General features: G+C 57.6%; 16 protein-coding genes. All 16 read left to right on the forward strand.

The window, feature by feature from the left end:
• Window positions 1-31: 31 nt before the first annotated feature.
• The 16 genes from aspS to WC859_05020 all read left to right on the forward strand — a co-directional run bounded on the left by aspS (window position 32) and on the right by WC859_05020 (window position 17,361).
• On the forward strand, window positions 32-1,840 hold the full coding sequence (gene aspS, locus WC859_04945) for an aspartate--tRNA ligase (protein ID MFA5975496.1): 1,809 nt from the start codon (window positions 32-34) through the stop codon (window positions 1,838-1,840).
• Window positions 1,841-1,943: 103 nt separating this feature from the next.
• On the forward strand, window positions 1,944-2,363 hold the full coding sequence (locus WC859_04950) for a LysM peptidoglycan-binding domain-containing protein (protein ID MFA5975497.1): 420 nt from the start codon (window positions 1,944-1,946) through the stop codon (window positions 2,361-2,363).
• Window positions 2,364-3,284 (forward strand): PhoH family protein, encoded by a 921-nt coding sequence (locus tag WC859_04955; protein ID MFA5975498.1) that lies wholly within the window; start codon window positions 2,364-2,366, stop codon window positions 3,282-3,284.
• Entirely contained in the window at window positions 3,285-4,844 is a 1,560-nt protein-coding gene (locus WC859_04960) for an HDIG domain-containing metalloprotein (GenBank protein ID MFA5975499.1), read from the forward strand. It begins immediately after the preceding gene.
• On the forward strand, window positions 4,841-5,323 hold the full coding sequence (gene ybeY, locus WC859_04965) for an rRNA maturation RNase YbeY (GenBank protein MFA5975500.1): 483 nt from the start codon (window positions 4,841-4,843) through the stop codon (window positions 5,321-5,323). Before WC859_04960 ends, ybeY begins: the two co-directional genes overlap by 4 nt.
• Window positions 5,320-6,345, forward strand: coding sequence for a hemolysin family protein (locus WC859_04970; GenBank protein ID MFA5975501.1), 1,026 nt, complete (start codon window positions 5,320-5,322; stop codon window positions 6,343-6,345). Before ybeY ends, WC859_04970 begins: the two co-directional genes overlap by 4 nt.
• Window positions 6,345-7,361: a hemolysin family protein gene (locus WC859_04975; GenBank protein MFA5975502.1), complete on the forward strand. Its 1,017-nt coding sequence runs from the start codon at window positions 6,345-6,347 to the stop codon at window positions 7,359-7,361. The genes WC859_04970 and WC859_04975 overlap by 1 nt, the downstream gene beginning before the upstream one ends.
• The gene (recO, locus tag WC859_04980; protein MFA5975503.1) at window positions 7,358-8,017 is read left to right on the forward strand and encodes a DNA repair protein RecO; all 660 of its coding nucleotides are present in this window, start codon (window positions 7,358-7,360) and stop codon (window positions 8,015-8,017) included. Before WC859_04975 ends, recO begins: the two co-directional genes overlap by 4 nt.
• 126 nt (window positions 8,018-8,143) lie before the next feature.
• Window positions 8,144-9,004, forward strand: a complete 861-nt coding sequence (locus WC859_04985) for a glycine--tRNA ligase subunit alpha (protein MFA5975504.1) — start codon at window positions 8,144-8,146, stop codon at window positions 9,002-9,004.
• Window positions 9,001-11,091 (forward strand): glycine--tRNA ligase subunit beta, encoded by a 2,091-nt coding sequence (glyS, locus tag WC859_04990; protein MFA5975505.1) that lies wholly within the window; start codon window positions 9,001-9,003, stop codon window positions 11,089-11,091. Before WC859_04985 ends, glyS begins: the two co-directional genes overlap by 4 nt.
• Complete coding sequence (locus WC859_04995) at window positions 11,084-11,899, forward strand: hypothetical protein (GenBank protein ID MFA5975506.1); 816 nt, start codon at window positions 11,084-11,086, stop codon at window positions 11,897-11,899. The genes glyS and WC859_04995 overlap by 8 nt, the downstream gene beginning before the upstream one ends.
• A 203-nt stretch (window positions 11,900-12,102) precedes the next feature.
• A complete protein-coding gene (locus WC859_05000; GenBank protein ID MFA5975507.1) occupies window positions 12,103-12,450 on the forward strand; it encodes a DUF192 domain-containing protein in 348 nt (115 codons plus the stop codon).
• 3 nt (window positions 12,451-12,453) lie between these two features.
• Window positions 12,454-14,217 (forward strand): ATPase, T2SS/T4P/T4SS family, encoded by a 1,764-nt coding sequence (locus tag WC859_05005; GenBank protein MFA5975508.1) that lies wholly within the window; start codon window positions 12,454-12,456, stop codon window positions 14,215-14,217.
• Between the two features lies 1 nt (window position 14,218).
• Window positions 14,219-15,400 (forward strand): GAF domain-containing protein, encoded by a 1,182-nt coding sequence (locus WC859_05010; protein ID MFA5975509.1) that lies wholly within the window; start codon window positions 14,219-14,221, stop codon window positions 15,398-15,400.
• 217 nt (window positions 15,401-15,617) lie between these two features.
• Window positions 15,618-16,544 (forward strand): malate dehydrogenase, encoded by a 927-nt coding sequence (mdh, locus tag WC859_05015; GenBank protein ID MFA5975510.1) that lies wholly within the window; start codon window positions 15,618-15,620, stop codon window positions 16,542-16,544.
• A 7-nt stretch (window positions 16,545-16,551) separates the two neighbouring features.
• Window positions 16,552-17,361 (forward strand): type III pantothenate kinase, encoded by an 810-nt coding sequence (locus WC859_05020; protein MFA5975511.1) that lies wholly within the window; start codon window positions 16,552-16,554, stop codon window positions 17,359-17,361.
• Window positions 17,362-17,391: the final 30 nt, after the last annotated feature.

The following is a 17,391-nucleotide window of genomic DNA, read 5'->3' on the forward strand; positions in this document are numbered from 1 at the left end:
GCCGATCGTTTTGCTAATGGCCATCGCAACCATAGAAAATAGGAGAGCGAAGGTGAAACGAACGTCTTATTGCGGCGATTTGCGCAAATCCCATTTCGGGCAACCCCAGATTCTCTGCGGATGGATCCATAGCCGGCGCGATCATGGCGGAGTCATCTTCTGCGATCTTCGCGACCGCTCCGGTCTCGTGCAGATCGTCTTCCGTCCCGAGAAAAAAGATCTTTTTGCCAAGGCCCAGGACCTGGGAAATGAATATGTGGTCCAGGTCAGCGGGAAAGTTCTGGAACGGCCGGCGGGTACGCGCAACGCCAATATTCCGACCGGTGATGTTGAAATCGATGTGGAAAGCCTGGACGTCCTCAATACCTCCAAGCCATCGCCTTTTGAAATTTCCGAATATTCCGAAGCGGGGGAGGAAACCCGCCTGCGCTACCGGTTTTTAGATTTACGGCGCCCGCCGCTTCAGAAGAATATTCTGCGCCGGCACCAAATCGCCCAGGCGATCCGCAGCCATCTCGCCCAGGATGGTTTTATCGAGATCGAAACGCCTTTTCTGACGAAATCAACGCCGGAAGGTGCGCGCGATTTTCTGGTGCCTTCCCGTTTGTCCCCTGGATCGTTCTATGCGCTTCCCCAGAGCCCCCAGCTTTTTAAACAGATCCTGATGGTGGCGGGCTATGACAAATACTTCCAGGTTGCCCGCTGCTTCCGCGATGAAGACTTGCGTGCGGATCGCCAGCCCGAATTTACCCAGGTTGATCTCGAGATGTCTTTCGTCGACGAAGAGGATGTCCAGCGGGCGGTGGAAGGTTTTGTGAAAGAGGCTTTTCAGGTCGCGTCGGGCCAGCCGTTCCCCGGTCCTGTTCCGCATCTTTCTTATGAGGAGGTCCTGAACCGCTTTGGTTCGGATGCGCCGGATATGCGTTACGGAATGGAGCTGGCGGATTTTTCCGAAACGGTTCGCGGCTGCGGCTTCCAGGTATTTGCCAAGACGGTCGGGCAGGGGGGAACGGTCCGGGGGATTACCGTACCGCGTGGGGCGGTCTTCTCCCGCAAAGAGACCGACGATCTCACCCAGTGGGCGAACACCCTCGGTGCCAAGGGGCTTGCCTGGATCAAATGGACGGCCAGCGGCCCCGAGTCGCCCATCGCTAAATTTTTCAAGCCCGCGGAACTGCAGGCCATCCGCGAAAAGGCCCAGGCCCAGGAAGGCGACATCACCTTTTTTGTGGCGGATGCGTCGGCGGTGGCGTACAAGATTCTCGGTCTTTTGCGTCGGCGGATGGCGGAAAGCCAGAAATTGATTCCCGGAGGGCAGTGGAAATTCCTCTGGGTGGAGAAATTCCCTTCGTTTGAATGGGATGAAGAGACGAAACGCTGGAACGCGGTGCACCATCCGTTCACTGCGCCTCGCCAGGAGGATTGGGGAAAAATCCGGAGCGTCTTGGAATCCAAAGCCTGGACTCCGGGGCAGAACCAACTGCAGGAAGTCCGTGCAAGAGCCTATGACCTGATTCTGAACGGCGTTGAGATCGGTGGAGGAAGCATCCGTATTCACTCCACTGCTGACCAGGACCTGATTTTCCGGTTGCTGCAGATCCCTCCGGAAACCGCGCAGCTTCAGTTTGGATTTTTGCTGGAGGCCCTGGCTTACGGCGCTCCTCCTCATGGCGGATTTGCGCTGGGACTTGACCGGTTTGTCGCGCTTCTGGCCGGAGAGCCTTCGATCCGGGATGTAATCGCTTTCCCGAAGACCCAAAAAGGAGTCGATTTGATGTCCAATGCTCCTTCACCAGTTTCACCAATACAATTAAGAGAATTAGGGATCAAATTATCGTAGTGGCGGACGGCTGTCTGCCGGGATATCCACCCGTAGCGGGTCGACAGCCGTCGACCCCTACATCGTTGACCCTTTCGTCGAACAAATGCTAAATTCCCTCGGGATGAAGCCACGGCTGACCGTCCTCTTCTTGGCCCTCTTTTTACTGAGCGCCTCCGTTGTCTGGTCCGAGAATCAACCCGGTTCTGAATTCCCTGCCTACGAGCCACCCCGTATAGAAGATTTTCCGGCCGCCCCCGCTCCGGCCACATCGGGTGAGTCCGCTCCTCCGTCTGAACCCTCAGCTCCCGAGCCAGCGGCTGAGGTCACGCCACCTCCGGCGATGCAGGAATACCGGGTGTGGATCTGGCAGGAAAACGGCGACAGTCTTTCCATGATCGCGAAGAAACTGTACGGCGATCCGCAGAAGTGGCGTTTGATTTATCTGGCGAACAAAGACGTGATTAAAGATCCCAATAAAATTTATCCCAAGCAAAAACTCAAGATTCCGCCGGCCGATTGGATTCCGGACAACGGGTTATAAATGGTCACCCGGAAAATTCATCTCATCGATTCACGGGAAGCGCTGTCGTTATTGGGCCAGCAGGACCAGAATCTACGAGCGCTCGAGCAGACCTATGGAGTCCAGATTTTTGGCCGGGGGCATATCGTGTCGGTGCGCGGCGCGCCCGGGAAGGTGGAGAAAACGCTCGAAGCCATTGAGAGCCTGCGGCAAAACCTCGGTCAGCCAGACGCATCGTCTTCTTTTCAGGGGCCTGCGGAACAGGCCGGCGAGGCCGCTTTCACGAACAGCTTCGGTCGGTCCATCCATTCGAAAACGGCCAACCAGCGGCGTTACGTGGAACTGATGACGGCTAACGATCTGGTCATCGCCATCGGCCCGGCCGGCACCGGCAAAACGTATCTGGCCGTGGCGAGCGCTCTGGCGGCGCTGAAAGCCGGCCGGGTCACGAAGATCGTTTTGACCCGCCCGGTCGTGGAAGCAGGGGAAAAACTCGGATTTCTGCCCGGCGATTTTTATGAAAAGGTCAATCCGTATCTTCGTCCGCTCTATGATGCCTTTTACGCCATGTTGGGCCCGGACCGTTTCCGGCTTTATCGCGACGAAGAAACCATCGAGATCGTTCCGCTGGCTTATATGCGCGGGCGCACGCTGGAAAATGCGTTTGTCATTCTAGATGAAGCGCAAAACGCGACCGCTGAGCAAATGAAAATGTTTCTGACGCGCATGGGGCTGGGGTCCAAGGCGGTGGTCAACGGGGATATCACCCAGATTGACCTGGCCAATCGCCGGCAGTCGGGCCTGGTCAACTTGCCGATTATTTTAAAAGGCACACCGGGGATCGAGTTCATCCATTTTACCGAGGTGGACGTGGTCCGGCACCGCCTGGTGAAAGAAATCTTGAAGGCGTATGACGATTGGGAAAAACGGGGAGAGTCCTAAATGATCATCGGCTCCTGGTGGTTGGCGGGATTCCGCCGTTTGCTCCAGTCCTTGTTAAACTGGGTCGACTCCCTTCTTGAAAAAAGTCCCCGCAAAGAGCGATTGCCTTTCCTCTGGCGGGAAGTGCATGTGCCGACGCCGCTCGTCGCCGTGGGTGCGGCCGCCATCCTTTTCCTCGTGTTGTTACCCGAAACCGTCAGTACGCAGGGGTTTACCTTATCGCGCATCGCCGCGCTGATCGGCCTTCTGGCGCTCCTGGTCCTTTTCTTTGTCGTTTATTTCCGGTTCGACTTACCCCAATTTTTGAATGATGATGAAGCCGTTTTTTTAACGGGCCTCTGCGTTGTTCTGGGTGTTATTCTCATCGAAATCGTGCTGGCTTTTCCTCAGCAGATCTCGCCGTTTGCGGTTCCGCTGGGGGCCGTCGCGATCCTGGTGACCCTGCTGCTGCATATCCGGCTGGCGCTGGTGATCAGCATGGTGCTTTCCCTCGTGGCAGGGGTGTTGAATCAATCCTCCTTTGATACGATTTTTGTTTCCTTTTTCTCCTCCTGCGCCGCCATGCTGGCGGCCTATCGGGTCCGGACGCGGGGCGATATCACGCGCGCCGGGTTCCATGTGGCGTGGGTGACCTTCCTGACGATGTATGGCCTCGACCTGTTTCGGGGGGTTGGCCATAGCCTGGTGCTGAAGGACCTGCAATGGGGGCTTGTGAATGGATTCTTCTGCGCCGCCATCCCGCTCGGTTTGTTGCCTGTCCTGGAATCTTTCTTCTCGCGCATTACGCCCATTACGCTCCTGGAAGTCGGCGATTTCAACCGTCCGCTCCTGCGCCGGCTGATGCTGGAAGCGCCCGGAACCTATCACCATACCTTGCTGGTTGCGGCGCTGGCGGAACAGGCGGCCGAGGCCATCGGCGCCAATTCGCTTTTGTGCCGGGTGGGGATGTATTACCACGATATCGGCAAGCTCCTGCATCCCGAATATTTCATTGAAAATCAGCTGATCCGCCGCAGCATCAGTGAAAAACCGGGCCATCACGACAAACTGAATCCGTCCATTTCAAGCCTCGTCATCATGGCCCATGTCAAAGACGGCATGGCCTTGGCGCGGTCCAATAAGGTGCCGGAGGAAGTGGTTCGCTTTATTCCGGAGCACCACGGGACGAGCCTCATCAAATATTTCTACATGCGCCAATTGGAGCAGGAAAACGAGGAAGAGTCGTTGTCCCCGGAATCCTTCCGTTATCCGGGGCCCCGGCCGCATTCCAAAGAGACGGTCATCGGCATGCTGGCGGATTCCGCGGAGGCGGCCAGTCGGACGGTGGAAGAACCGACCTACGAACGGTTGAAGGACCTGGTCGAGAAAATCGTGCAGAGCAAATTTCAAGATGGCCAATTCGATGAAGCGCCGGTGACGCTGGAAGATTTGCGTAAAATCATTGTCAGTTTTGCCCACTCCCTGAGCGCGATGTACCATGTGCGCATCGAGTATCCGGAGATGCCCGAAAACGAACCTTCCTCGCCTTTCCGGGCCGAACCGCCTCTCAGTACGGAATGAAAAAATCGTCATTGACCGTGGACGTCACGCTGATCCGATCGGCGCGTGTCCCCGCCGGAGCCTGTTCCATGAAAGACCTGGAAGGCCTGGCGGGTTTTGTGCTCTCGGCCGAACAAGCCGCGGGACGGGTGACGCTGGCCCTGGAGATGACCCGGCCCGTTCGCATCCATCAGTTGAACCGGCGTTTTCGCGGGGTGGACCGTCCGACGGACGTGATAGCCTTCCGCAGCGAAGTGGAACCCCTCTCCCGACCAGAGTGTCGGGAGAGGGGCTTTCAGGGCGACATCGCCATTAACGTGTCGCAGGCCGCCCGCCAGGCTAAGGCCATGGGGCATTCCTTAAAACGGGAAATCCGTACCCTGTGGATTCATGGTATCCTGCATTTAATGGGATACACCGATTACGCCCCGGTGCCCCGGCGCCGGATGTTTCAGCGGCAGAATGACTTGTTGCGGCGGTGGGAGAAAAAGAACCAGTGAACGAAATTCTTTGGGCAATCGTTTTCAGCGCTTTTTTCTTTGTCTTGTCGATGTTCTTTTCGGCCGCCGAGACCGGGCTCGTGTCGTTGTCCCGTCCTCGCCTGAAAAAATTAATTTCACAGAAACCTGAGCTGGCGGAAACCTTTACGTCCTGGTTGGCCTCCCCGCAGTATCTGTTAACGACACTCCTCATCGGAAGTACGCTCTGCGATGTGCTCACCACCATCCTCGCGACCCATGCCGTATTTGTGGCGTTCCCTCAATGGAGGCAGGGTTTGGTGGCTACGGGACTTTGGCTGATATTGACCCTGGTTCTTTTCATTTTCACGGATCTTTTCCCTAAAAGTCTGGCCCGTCATTACCCGCAACGCGTGACCGTGGCATCCTTGCGCTGGACGAGCGCTCTGGCGAAGCTGTTCACCCCCGGCATCCGGCTGGGGATGGCGTTCTTCGGCCGATTGTTTCCGGCCCTCCAGGGAGCGCCGGTGGGGCGCATGTCCGTCTATTCTTTGGAAGAGCTCCGGGACATGATTCGGGCGAGCGCCATGCATGGGACCATGGGGCAACGGTCGTCTCAAATGATGGAACGCGTGTTGGCGCTTAATCGGACACAGGTCGCCCAAATCATGACTCCCTTCGAGAAAATCGATATGGTGAATCTGGGGATGGATCCCGAGCGCATTCTCGACCAGATTGCGGAAGCGGGTCGGACGCGCGTGCCGGCTTACCGCGCCAATGCCAGGAAGATCGGAGGTTTTTTGCATATGAAAGATCTCCTGATGGCCTGGCGGGGGTTATTGCCCGTGAAATTGGATCTGCTCATGCGCCAACCCCTGTTTATTCCATCGACGACGCCGGCCGGAGACCTTTTGGAAGAGTTCCGCAAGGGGACCTCTCATCTGGCAGTTGTTGTCAATGAAGGGGGCGAGTGTCTGGGGATTGTGACGCTGGAAGACGTGCTGGAAGAAGTGGTGGGGGAAATTCTGGACGAATACGATCTGGAGAACCCCCGAGGAACCTGATGAGCCTTATTGGGCAATCGATTCTATTTTTAATGTGTCTCTTTGGGGCGGCCTTTTTTTCCGCGACAGAGACGGCGCTGACCAGCCTGTCTCTATCCGCCTGGCAACGGCTCCAGCGGAATAAACCGCAGGTGGAGCCGACCTATGTGCTTTGGTCGGGGGATCCAAGCCTGGTGATGGCGACCATCCTTTTCGGGAACACGTTGTCATGCCTTGGCGCGAGCATTCTGGTCAGCTTGATGACCAAACAGCTGACGGATGCCGCGCATTTTTCAACGGGTATTTTTTTGCTGGCCAGTTCTTTCTTTGCCGGGACCACCATCCTGATTGCCGGCGAAATACTGCCGAAGCTCTATGCGCGGCATTATCAGGAGCGCGTGTTGGGCTGGGTGGCCCGGCCGCTGGCGCTGGTCACGCGCGCCCTGCGGCCCGGTCTGCGCGGGGTGGCGGCTTTGGCGGATTTGTTGCGCAAGGCCTTCTCCAGCCATCCGTCCGAACCCCAGATTACGGCAGAAGAGCTTCGCCTGATGCTGTCCGATCCCGGTTCGGAAGGACTTGTTCCGGCCACGCGCCGGATTCTTTCCAATATTATCGCTTTTGACCAGGTGAAAGTCCGCCAGGTCATGATCCCACGGGAGCATGTTGTGGCTGTACGAATGGAGCAGAACCAGGAGCGCGTGTTTGAGCATATTGTTTGCTCCGGTTTTTCCCGTGTGCCCGTCTATTTTGGCAGCATTGACAACATTTTGGGGATCGTCTATGCTAAGGACCTCTTGACCGAATGGCGAAATTCCGGGCTTCTCGTCCTGGAAGACCTTCTGAGGCCGGCTTACCGTATCGCATCCGACGCACCCTTATCGGTCCTGCTGCAGGCCTTCCGACAGGGTCATCACATGGCCATTATCACGGATGCGCTGGGCCGGACCCAGGGGCTTGTGACCATTGAAGATGCGGTGGAGGCGATCGTGGGGGATATCGCGGACGAGTTCGACCAGCCGCCCAGCACGCTCTTATGATCCAGAATCTCCGGGCAATTGTGCTCTGGTCGCGGCGCAGCCGGGACGCCGATAAAGTCATCGGTTTTTTCACGCGGGAAAAAGGGCGTCTCACCGTGCGGGCGACGAGCGCCGCGCGCTCCATCGCCAAATTCGCGGCCTTAACCGAACCGTTTGTCGAGAGCGACGTCGCGATTTATTCAAACCCGGATCACGGATGGGGAAAACTGGTCGGCGGACGACTGATGCGAAGTTTCCCGGCGTTGCGGACGGACATGGGCCGCAGCACCGCGGCCGCGTGGGTCTGCGAAATCGTGTCCCGCCTGACGCCCGAGGAACAACCGAGTCCGGAAAAGTACAATCTGTTGGCGGAGACGCTGACCGCGCTGGAAACCGCTTCCCGTTTTTCCGTTGTCCGGTTGGCTTTTGCCGTCCGTTTTTTGAGTTATGCCGGGTTTGGTCTTGACCACCGGACCGCCTGGCAGGAGCTGCAGCAGCGGCATCCGGATTGGGCTCAGGCTCTGGCGGAGATCCCGCTGGCCTCTTTGGGAGAGTCGCAGTGGAATGCTCCCGCGGTGACGGCGCTGGAGCAGCTGGCCGGGATGATTGTTTCGGATCACTTGAACCGGCCGTTGTCGGTCAACCGCTTCCGGCAAATGACAGGAGTCCAGATTTAGACGGGATCGTCATTCCCGGCGGTCTCTGGCCGGGAATCCACCGTGCCGTATAACGATGATGGGTCCCCCGCCAGTGGCCGCGGGGGATGACGACGGAGTGGCAAACGGAGAACTTCTTTAATTTCAATGACCTTTCAAGAAATCATTCTGACGCTTCATAAATACTGGGCGAAACAAGGCTGTCTCCTCTGGCAACCCTACGACATCGAAAAAGGAGCCGGCACCTTCAACCCGGCTACTTTTTTGGAGTGCCTCACGCCTCACCCGTGGAAAGTGGCTTATGTCGAACCCAGCCGCCGCCCAGCCGACGGACGGTACGGAGAAAACCCCAACCGGCTCCAGCATTACTACCAGTACCAGGTCGTTCTGAAACCCGCTCCGGCCAACATCCAATCGCTTTATCTGGCCTCCTTGCGCGCCATCGGAATCGATCCCAAACAGCACGATATCCGTTTCGTTGAAGACGACTGGGAATCCCCGACCTTGGGCGCCTGGGGATTGGGATGGGAAGTGTGGCTGGACGGCATGGAAATCACCCAGTTCACCTACTTCCAGGAGATCGGCGGGGTGAAACTGGACCCGATCTCGGTGGAGATTACGTACGGGCTCGAGCGGTTGGCCATGTATTCCCAGAAGAAAAACAATGTCTACGATATTCTCTGGGCCCCCAAAGTCACGTATGGCCAGATGCACAAGGCCGATGAACAGCAGTTTTCAAAATACAACTTTGAAGTGGCGAACGTGGACTTGTTGAAAGAATCCTTCGCGAATTATGAGGCGGAGGCGCGGCGATTATTGGACGCCGAACTGGTCCGGCCGGCGTATGAACAGGTCATGAAGTGTTCGCACGCGTTCAACCTGCTCGATGCCCGGGGGGCGATTTCCGTCTCCGAGCGTGTGACGTATATCGCGCGGGTGCGGGCCCTGGCCTGCCGGGTGGCCCAGGCCTATGTGAAACCGTTTGTGGAGGCGGCCAAACCCGCATGAACACGAAAGACGCGCTTCTAGAGATCGGTTGCGAAGAGCTTCCCGCTTCCTTTGTCCCGCTCGGGATCGAGCAGTTGCAGAAGATTGCCGATACATCCTTAAAGGACCACCAGCTTTCCTGCCAATCGATCCACGTCTATGGGACGCCCCGCCGCTTGGCGGTGGTTCTCAAAGGCCTGGCGGATCATTCGGAGGATCAAACAAAAGTCATTTCGGGTCCCCCTGCAGAAATGGCGAAAGATGCCTCCGGCGAGTGGACACCGGCGACTCTTGGATTTGCGCGCAAGCAGGGGGTTCATCCGGATTCTCTAACGATTTCAAACGGCAAACTGAGCGCGACCCTCCATATCCCCGGAGTGCCCACCCGCCAGCTCCTGGCGCAGCTTTTTCCGGAATGGATCCGGCGGCTGCAGTTTCCTAAGTCCATGGTCTGGGAACCGAGTGGTTTCCGTTTCCCTCGTCCCATCCGCTGGCTGACGGCGGTGTATGCGCACGTCCCCGTTTCTTTTTCCATCGCCGGCGTCCGTTCCGGCAAGTGGACGGTCGGGTTGGTCCTTTATTCGAGTAAAAAAATCGTCGTGGCCCAGCCGGGAGCGTACGTCAGCCTCTTGAAGAACCAGTGTGTTCTGGTGGAACCTTTGGCGCGGGTGGAAGCGATCCGCAAACTGGCCGAGCAGGCGGCGCGAAGGCTCCACGGCCGCGCTCTCATTCGGGAAAGCCTTCTGGAGCAGGTGTCCAATCTCCTGGAGCACCCCAGCGCGATCCTCGGCAATTTTGATCCAGCGTACTTGGCTCTCCCGGCGGAAGTGCTCATCACCTGTCTGGAGCATCATCAAAAATTCTTTCCGGTGGCCGAGGCCGCCTCAGATACTCTGCTGCCGCACTTTGTCGGCATCCGTAACGGGATGTCCGTCAATATGGAGGTGGTGCGCGAAGGGTATGAGCGCGTCCTGGCCGCCCGCCTGGCGGATGCCCGGTTCTTTTTCGATCACGACCGGAAAATGCCTCTGGTTTCGAAAATGGAAGCGCTCCGAGGCGTCCTCTTCCAGAGCAAGCTGGGCAATCTGTTTGAAAAGAAAGAGCGCGTGAAACAGCTCTTGCAGGTGATCGGGAGTTTCCTGGGAGGAGCTCCCTGGTTGGCGCAAGCCGAACGCGCGGCGGATTTGTGCAAGGCGGATCTGGTGACCGATATGGTCCGCGAATTTCCGGAGCTGCAGGGCATCATGGCGCGGCTTTATGCGCAGGCCGATGGGGAAGATCCGGCGGTGGCGCAGGCCCTGGAGCAGCATTATTGGCCGATCACGCTCAGCGGGGTTTTGCCCACCACCGATGTGGCGACCGCCGTGGCGTTAGCCGATAAGCTGGATACGCTGGCCGGGGATTTCGCGGTCGGGCTGATCCCCAGCGGTTCAGCCGATCCGTATGGCTTGCGCCGGGCCGCCGGGGGAGTGCTGCGTCTCCTGGAAGAACGATCCTGGCCGCTTTCTCTCGAGAAACTGATCGAAAAGGCGTGTGATCTTCAACCGGAGAACGTCCGCGCCCAGGCCGTCGAAGCGGCTCCAAAGCTGGTTCAATTCATGAAGCAGCGCTGGTCCGCGTTGTTGGAGGAACGAGGATATAAGTTTGACGAGATCGATGCGGTCCTGACCGCCGGGGTCGGCCAGGTCCGGGAGACCTTGGACCGGCTCAAGGCCCTGCATGAGCTTCGGTCTCAAAAAGAATTTGAGCCGTTGTCTGTCGCGTTCAAGCGGAGCATCAACATTGTCCGTCAGGCGGATAAGAGCCTGCCCATCCACGACGGAGCGGCGCCGCTGCAGGCGGATCTGCTCCGGGAACCTTGCGAACAGGCCTTGTATCAGGCGATTGAATCAACGGAATCCCTGGTGGCCCATCATGTCGAGTCCCGCGCCTATCGGGAGGCGCTGGCGTCCCTCGTCTGCCTGCGCGACCCCCTCGATGGTTTTTTCAACGGCGTGATGGTGATGGCGGAAGACCCCGCGCTCCGCGCCAACCGGCTCGCGCTCCTGGGGCGGCTGGTCCGCTTGTTCTCGCGAATCGCTGATTTCTCCAAACTTCAAAATGCATGACGTTTGGCTTATCTTTTCCAACATCGTTTTGCCGATGGGCGCCGGCCTTACCTTTTTTGCGTTAGCCCGCTACGCGTCGCATGTCGCTCCGATGCGGTTTCTGGTGACGGGAGATACCACGTACCGTGGCGCGGCCTGGGGGTTCTTCTTTTTCGGAGTTTATTTGATCAGCCGTCCCCTGCAGGTTCTGCTGGGTCCTCTTCCGATGCCTTCCGTGGTTACCTGTATCCGGGAATTCTGCATGATGGGGATTTTCGCTCCCGCCATCTTTGTGGCGATGATGAGCCTCTGCTTCGGGAGCGAGAATATCCCGCGCAAACTGATCGTCTGGATCTTTGGAGTGGGACTGGTGCTGGGGTTCTCCTATGTGGTCCTCGAGCCGCAGGCGATTCGCGGCTCCGAGATCATCTTCTGGATCGGCAATTATCCGGCCTACGACGGGACCTGGTTTCTGAACGGGGACCCGCGCAGCCAGGCCCTGATTTCGATTATTTATGTGATCCAGTTCATTGATCCGGTTCTTCTGCTGTTCCTGGCCGGGGTCATTGTTTTCCGGCACGCCCGGCATTACCCGCCCGCGAAAAAGGTGGTGTATGACAACATGCCGAAAAAACTCTACCTGCTTTCCGCCGCGGTTTTTGCCTTTCCCATGGGCATGTTTATCGCCGGTGTTTTGGGCCTTTTCTTTCACATCCGTTTCCAATGGTGGCTCTACTATCTGGGTGCCCTGATCTCCGGGTTAATCGAATCGGTGAGCCTCAGCCTTCCTCTGCGGAAAGATGTTCAAGTCAGCGAACACGCCCGATAACATCAGACAAACCCTCACCCCAACCCTCTCCCTCAGCAGGGAGAGGGGGGATGATATTTTCTGACGCTCCCTCCCCCTGTTGAGGGGGAGAGCCGGCCTGCCGACCGGCAGGCAGGGGTGAGGGTCGATGTAACGATTCCTGATTTCCTTTCGAAAAATCCATTGCATTTGATAGGAACCCCTCTATACTTCCCAGTGTGTTGGTGTCTGTCCGCAATCAAACAAGGGGGACGGAACTCGCCGGCCGTGTCCGGATAGCTTCCTCTCTGTTGGACCGTGTCGTCGGGCTTTTACGGACGCCGCGGCTGGAGCCGGGAACAGGGATTTGGCTCAAACCCTGCCGGTCGGTGCATACATGGTTTATGCGTTATCCCATTGACGTTCTCTTCCTGGATTCGGACGGACGGGTTCTTCATCAGGGGACTCTGAAGCCCTGGCGGTTCTCCCGCTGGGTCAGCCGTTCGCAGAGCGTCCTGGAATTGTCCGCCGGGACGCTGGACCTGACGGGAACTCAAACGGGAGACCGGCTTGAGATGAAGGAGCGGACCTAAATTATGGCCTCCTCCGGGAACAAAGGAACCGCCAATCCTCGAGGGATTATTGATCTTCTCGTCAACCGCAAGCTGGCCACGGAGGCCCAGCTCCAGCCGGCGACAGAGGAATCCCGCAAATCCGAAAAGCCGATCCAACAGATTATCGTCGACAGCAAGATCCTTGAGAAAAACGTCATTTTAAAAGCGCTCTCGGAAGAATGGCGCATCAAAGCCGTCAACCTGAGCGACATGGAAGTGGACATGGATGTGGTCAAAGCCATCCCCGAGGCCACCGCTCGCCGGCATCATGCCGTTCCGTTTGCCAAAGAAGACAACGTTCTTTTTCTGGCCATGATGGATCCCCGCGATTTCTTTGCGATTGAGGACATCCAGCTGCGAACCGGTTTTGAGGTCCAGCCCTATCTGGCGCTTCCCGCGGACGTCGATGCGCTGTTGGACAAGGCGTATGGATCCACGACCGTTGCCAACGAGGTCAGCGTTGAAGACATTATCAAAGGCGTCGCGGCTTCGAATACGGGCGGAGGGGATGATGAGTTGCTGGTCGGCCAACCCGAAGAATTGTCGGATGTGGCGGATGTTTCCGCCGACGCCCCGGAAGTCGAAAAACTGGTGAATGCCATTATTCTCGGAGCGCTTCAGCAAAAAGCCTCCGATATTCATATCGAGCCTTTCGAAAAACGGCTGCTTCTGCGCTACCGGGTCGACGGCAATCTGCGGGAGGCGCCCTTTGCCCTGCCCTATACCTACCGGAACGCGCTTCTGGCCAAGATCAAGATCATGACCAATCAGATGGACATCACCGAACACCGCAAGCCGCAGGATGGACGCATCCAGGTGACGGCCAAAGGCAAGCCCATTGAATTTCGCGTCAATGTGGTCCCGACCGTGTTCGGCGAATCGTGCGTCATGCGGGTGCTCGATCGCGCGTCGATCCAGGTGGAAATGGGGAAAATGGGGTTCCTTCCGGATACGCTTAAAACGTTTCAGGATATTTTGCAGCGGCCCTACGGGCTGGTGCTCGTCTGCGGTCCAACGGGTTCGGGAAAATCCACCACGCTCTACGCGGCGCTGAATTCCATTAATACGTCAGATGTCAAAATCCTGACGGCGGAAAATCCGGTAGAGTACAACCTGAACGGCATCGTGCAGGTCAACATTAATCAGGAAATCGGATTTGATTTTGCGACGGCCCTGCGGTCCTTCCTGCGGCAGGACCCCGATATCATCATGGTTGGTGAAATCCGCGATAAAGAAACGGCCCAGATCGCCATGGAAGCCGCCATGACCGGCCATCTGGTGTTTTCGACCATCCATACGAACGATGCGCCCAGCGCGGTGGCCCGTCTGCATGAGATGGGGGTCCCCAACTTTCTGGTCGCCTCGACGATTGAAGCCGTGCTGGCTCAGCGCCTGGTCCGGCGCATCTGCAAAGACTGCAAAGAGCCGATTCCCATGACCGCCGAACATAAAAAGCTATTCGACGAATATCACATCGATATTTCCAAGGCGCAGTTGTTCAAAGGCAAGGGTTGCGGAACGTGCAATTTAATGGGATACAAAGGCCGGTTGGGGATCCACGAACTCCTGGTGATGAACAACGATATCCGCACCCTGTGCTTGAAAGAGGCCGCTTCCGGTCCGATCCGCGAACTGGCCATCAAGGCCGGGATGCGCGGGTTGTTTGAGGATGGACTCCGAAAAGTGGTGATGGGGCTCACGACGGTTGAGGAAGTGCTCGCCGTGTCCATGGGGGCCGGGAGCTGATATGACGGATCACCTTTCCATCGTTTGTTCCCATTGCAAAAAGCCGCTGGCGGAGGAGGCCAATTTCTGCCACCTCTGCGGGGCGCCCACCGGCACCGCCAGCTGGCAGACCACGGACGGTCAAACCAACTTTGTTCAAGGGCTCCTGAATCTCGCCCGGGGCCTGACCTCGACGCTGGATGTCGATGCGCTCCTGAAACGGATCGGTCAATCCGCTGAACACATGTTTTTGTGCGAAGCGTCTGCCCTCATGCTGCTGGATGAAGACAAGGGCCATCTTTACTTCAAAGTGGCGACCGGAGAAAAGGGCGGCGTGGTGACCCGTTTCCGCGTGAAAGTCGGGGAGGGAATCGCCGGATGGGTCGCCGAAAAACGGGAACCCGTCATGATTAACGACGTGAAATCCGATACGCGGTTCTCCGGGCAGTTCGACCAGGCATCCGGTTTTATCACCCGGTCGGTGCTCTGCGTTCCCATGCTCGCGGCCGGAGAGCTTGTCGGGGTTCTGGAAATCCTGAACAAGAAAGATCCCGCCGGTTTCTCCGAAGCGGACCGCAGCCTTTTGGAGAGTCTGGCCGGACTGGCGGCCCTGGCGATCGCCAACGCCAGGCTTCTAGGAGGGTTTCGTAATTTCTACAGCAACATGATCGAAATTCTGATCAGCGCCATTGAGGCGCGGGACGCCCGGATGGCGGGCCATTGCTGGCGGGTGGCCCAGCGGGCCAGCTCCCTCGGGCGGCGTCTGGGGCTGGAGGGGCAGGTCCTGAAAGATCTTTATTATTCGGCCCTGCTGCATGACATCGGGTTCTTAAAGGTTGCCGGCAGCTGGAATATGGCGCGCATCCTGGTCATGGAAAGCCCGCATATGGAGCAGACGCATCCCCTGATCGGCGCTGAAATGATTCGAGGGATCGATATCCTGAAAGGCGCCGCCGCCTTGATCCCTTTTCATCATGAATGTTATGACGGATCCGGTTCCCCGCGGGGGCTCCGGAACGACGATATCCCTTTAGGCGGTCACATCCTGTCGGTCATTGAACACTGCGAAGAGATGCGCATGAACGGTTATTCCGTCGAGCAGGTCTTGGCGGCGCTGGAAGAGAAATCCGGGAAAGAATTCCATCCGGAGGTGGCGCAAGCTTACCGGGACGTCCTGAGCGCCGAAGAAGCCAAGCCGATATAATTTTACCCTCACCCCAGCCCTCCCCCTCCGCAGGGGGAGGGAGCATCAGATTCTTTACAGCCATCATCCCCTCTCCCTGTTGAGGGAGAGGGTCAGGGTGAGGGTGATAAGCTCCCCAGATCCCCCTCCGTCAAAGCCTTTGGTATAATTCCTTAATGTCGTCATCCCCCGCCAGAACCCGCGGGGGATGACGAGAGGCAGTCGAAAGGAAGTCATCATGCGTAAAAAAGTGGCTGTTGTGGGGGCCGGGAATGTCGGATCAACCGTCGCGGCCTGGTTGGCGGAGAAAGCGTTTTTTGATGTTGTTCTGCTGGATGTGGTTGAGGGAATGCCGCGCGGAAAGGCGTTGGATCTTCTCGAGATGGGCCCGGTCATCGGTTCCGATACGAAGATCATCGGGACCAATGACTATGGCCCGGCCGCGGGCTCCGATCTTTTTATCGTCACCGCCGGCATCGCCCGCAAAGCGGGCATGAGCCGGGACACTTTGCTCAAGACGAACACAGACATTATCAAGACCGTGGCGGAACAGATAAAAAAGGTTTCCCCTGAAGCGTTCGTCATCGTGGTTTCCAATCCCCTGGACGTGATGTGCTACGTGATGAAGCAGGTGACCGGTTTTCCCCGCCAGCGGGTCATCGGCATGGCTGGGGTGCTGGATTCGGCGCGCCTGTCCGCTTTTATCGCTCAGGAGCTTCACGTGTCGGTAAAAAACGTTTATGCCTGCGTCCTGGGCGGGCATGGCGATGCGATGGTGCCGCTGCCCCGCTATACCACGGTTTCCGGCATCCCGATTTCCGAACTACTCCCGAAGGAAAAGATCGATGCCCTTTTGAAGCGTACGCGGGAAGGTGGAGCGGAAATCATCTCTTTGCTCAAGACCAGCAGCGCGTTCTATGCTCCCAGCGCGTCCGCGGTTCAGATGGCGGAAGCCATTCTCTTCGACCGGCAGCATATTCTGCCTTCCTCGGTCTGGCTCCAGGGCGAGTATGGCCTTCAGGATGTCTATGTGGGGGTCCCCGCGAAACTGGGCGGTAAAGGCCTTGAGGAAATCATGCAACTCCATTTGACTCCTGAGGAACAGGCCGCCCTTTCCAAATCAGCCGAAACGGTGCGGACTCTCCAGAAAGCGACCGGTGTTTGACATGGCGATGACCTCCAAAGAACGGCGGCTCCACCATCAGTCCGCGGGCCTGTTGCTGGCCATCGATGTCGGCAATACCCATATTACCATCGGCCTGTTCCGGGATTCCGACCGGCTGCGAACATGGCGTCTTCATACCAATCGGCATGCCACGGCGGATGAACTGGGGCTGCTCTTCCTGGGTTTGCTGAAAAACACCGTCCGGCAGGACGATCAGGTGAAGGGGGTGGCCCTGGCCAGCGTTGTCCCGGCACTGGACGTTCCGCTGGAACAGGCGTCACGAACCTATCTGCACCAGGTCCCGGTCGTTGTGGGCGGCGGGGCTGATCTGGGGATCAAAAATCTTTACAAAAAACCTGAGGAAGTCGGCGCTGACCGGCTGGTCAATGCGGTAGCGGTGCACGCGTTGTTTAAAAAGGCCGCTATTGTCGTGGATTTCGGGACCGCCACCACGTTGGATTGCGTTAGCGCGCGCGGGGAATATCTCGGCGGGGCCATCTGCCCGGGGATGGAACTCGCCGGAGAATGGCTGGCCAGTCACACGGCTAAACTCCCTCGAGTAGCCTTCTCCGAGGCCCCTTCAAACGCGTTGGGGCGGACCACAAAAGAAAGCTTGCAAAGCGGACTTTTTTTCGGTTACATAGGTCTGGTTGAAGGCCTGCTGCAACGCCTAATTAAGGAAATGAACGGGCAACCTGTTGTGGTGGCGACGGGGGGACTTTCTCCCGTGATAGGCCCTCATCTGAAAAAGGTCTCCCGAATTCTCCCGAATTTGACGCTGGAAGGTCTTCGATTGATCTGGGAACGGAATCGGTAATAGCTGATCGGTCCGTATTTATCTACCAAG

This window comes from Elusimicrobiota bacterium (assembly GCA_041660185.1).
Taxonomy (GTDB): Bacteria; Elusimicrobiota; Elusimicrobia; order 2-01-FULL-59-12; family 2-01-FULL-59-12; genus JBAZWU01.

What these genes read in the sequence shown, in the direction of transcription:
- recO (MFA5975503.1), top strand. Translation starts at nt 7,358, where the DNA reads ATGATCCAGAATCTCCGGGCAATTGTGCTCTGGTCGCGGCGCAGCCGG.
- WC859_05005 (MFA5975508.1), top strand. Translation starts at nt 12,454, where the DNA reads ATGGCCTCCTCCGGGAACAAAGGAACCGCCAATCCTCGAGGGATTATT.
- WC859_04975 (MFA5975502.1), top strand. Translation starts at nt 6,345, where the DNA reads ATGAGCCTTATTGGGCAATCGATTCTATTTTTAATGTGTCTCTTTGGG.
- WC859_04955 (MFA5975498.1), top strand. Translation starts at nt 2,364, where the DNA reads ATGGTCACCCGGAAAATTCATCTCATCGATTCACGGGAAGCGCTGTCG.
- WC859_05010 (MFA5975509.1), top strand. Translation starts at nt 14,219, where the DNA reads ATGACGGATCACCTTTCCATCGTTTGTTCCCATTGCAAAAAGCCGCTG.
- WC859_04960 (MFA5975499.1), top strand. Translation starts at nt 3,285, where the DNA reads ATGATCATCGGCTCCTGGTGGTTGGCGGGATTCCGCCGTTTGCTCCAG.
- WC859_04995 (MFA5975506.1), top strand. Translation starts at nt 11,084, where the DNA reads ATGCATGACGTTTGGCTTATCTTTTCCAACATCGTTTTGCCGATGGGC.
- WC859_04950 (MFA5975497.1), top strand. Translation starts at nt 1,944, where the DNA reads ATGAAGCCACGGCTGACCGTCCTCTTCTTGGCCCTCTTTTTACTGAGC.
- WC859_05020 (MFA5975511.1), top strand. Translation starts at nt 16,552, where the DNA reads ATGACCTCCAAAGAACGGCGGCTCCACCATCAGTCCGCGGGCCTGTTG.
- ybeY (MFA5975500.1), top strand. Translation starts at nt 4,841, where the DNA reads ATGAAAAAATCGTCATTGACCGTGGACGTCACGCTGATCCGATCGGCG.
- mdh (MFA5975510.1), top strand. Translation starts at nt 15,618, where the DNA reads ATGCGTAAAAAAGTGGCTGTTGTGGGGGCCGGGAATGTCGGATCAACC.
- glyS (MFA5975505.1), top strand. Translation starts at nt 9,001, where the DNA reads ATGAACACGAAAGACGCGCTTCTAGAGATCGGTTGCGAAGAGCTTCCC.
- WC859_04985 (MFA5975504.1), top strand. Translation starts at nt 8,144, where the DNA reads ATGACCTTTCAAGAAATCATTCTGACGCTTCATAAATACTGGGCGAAA.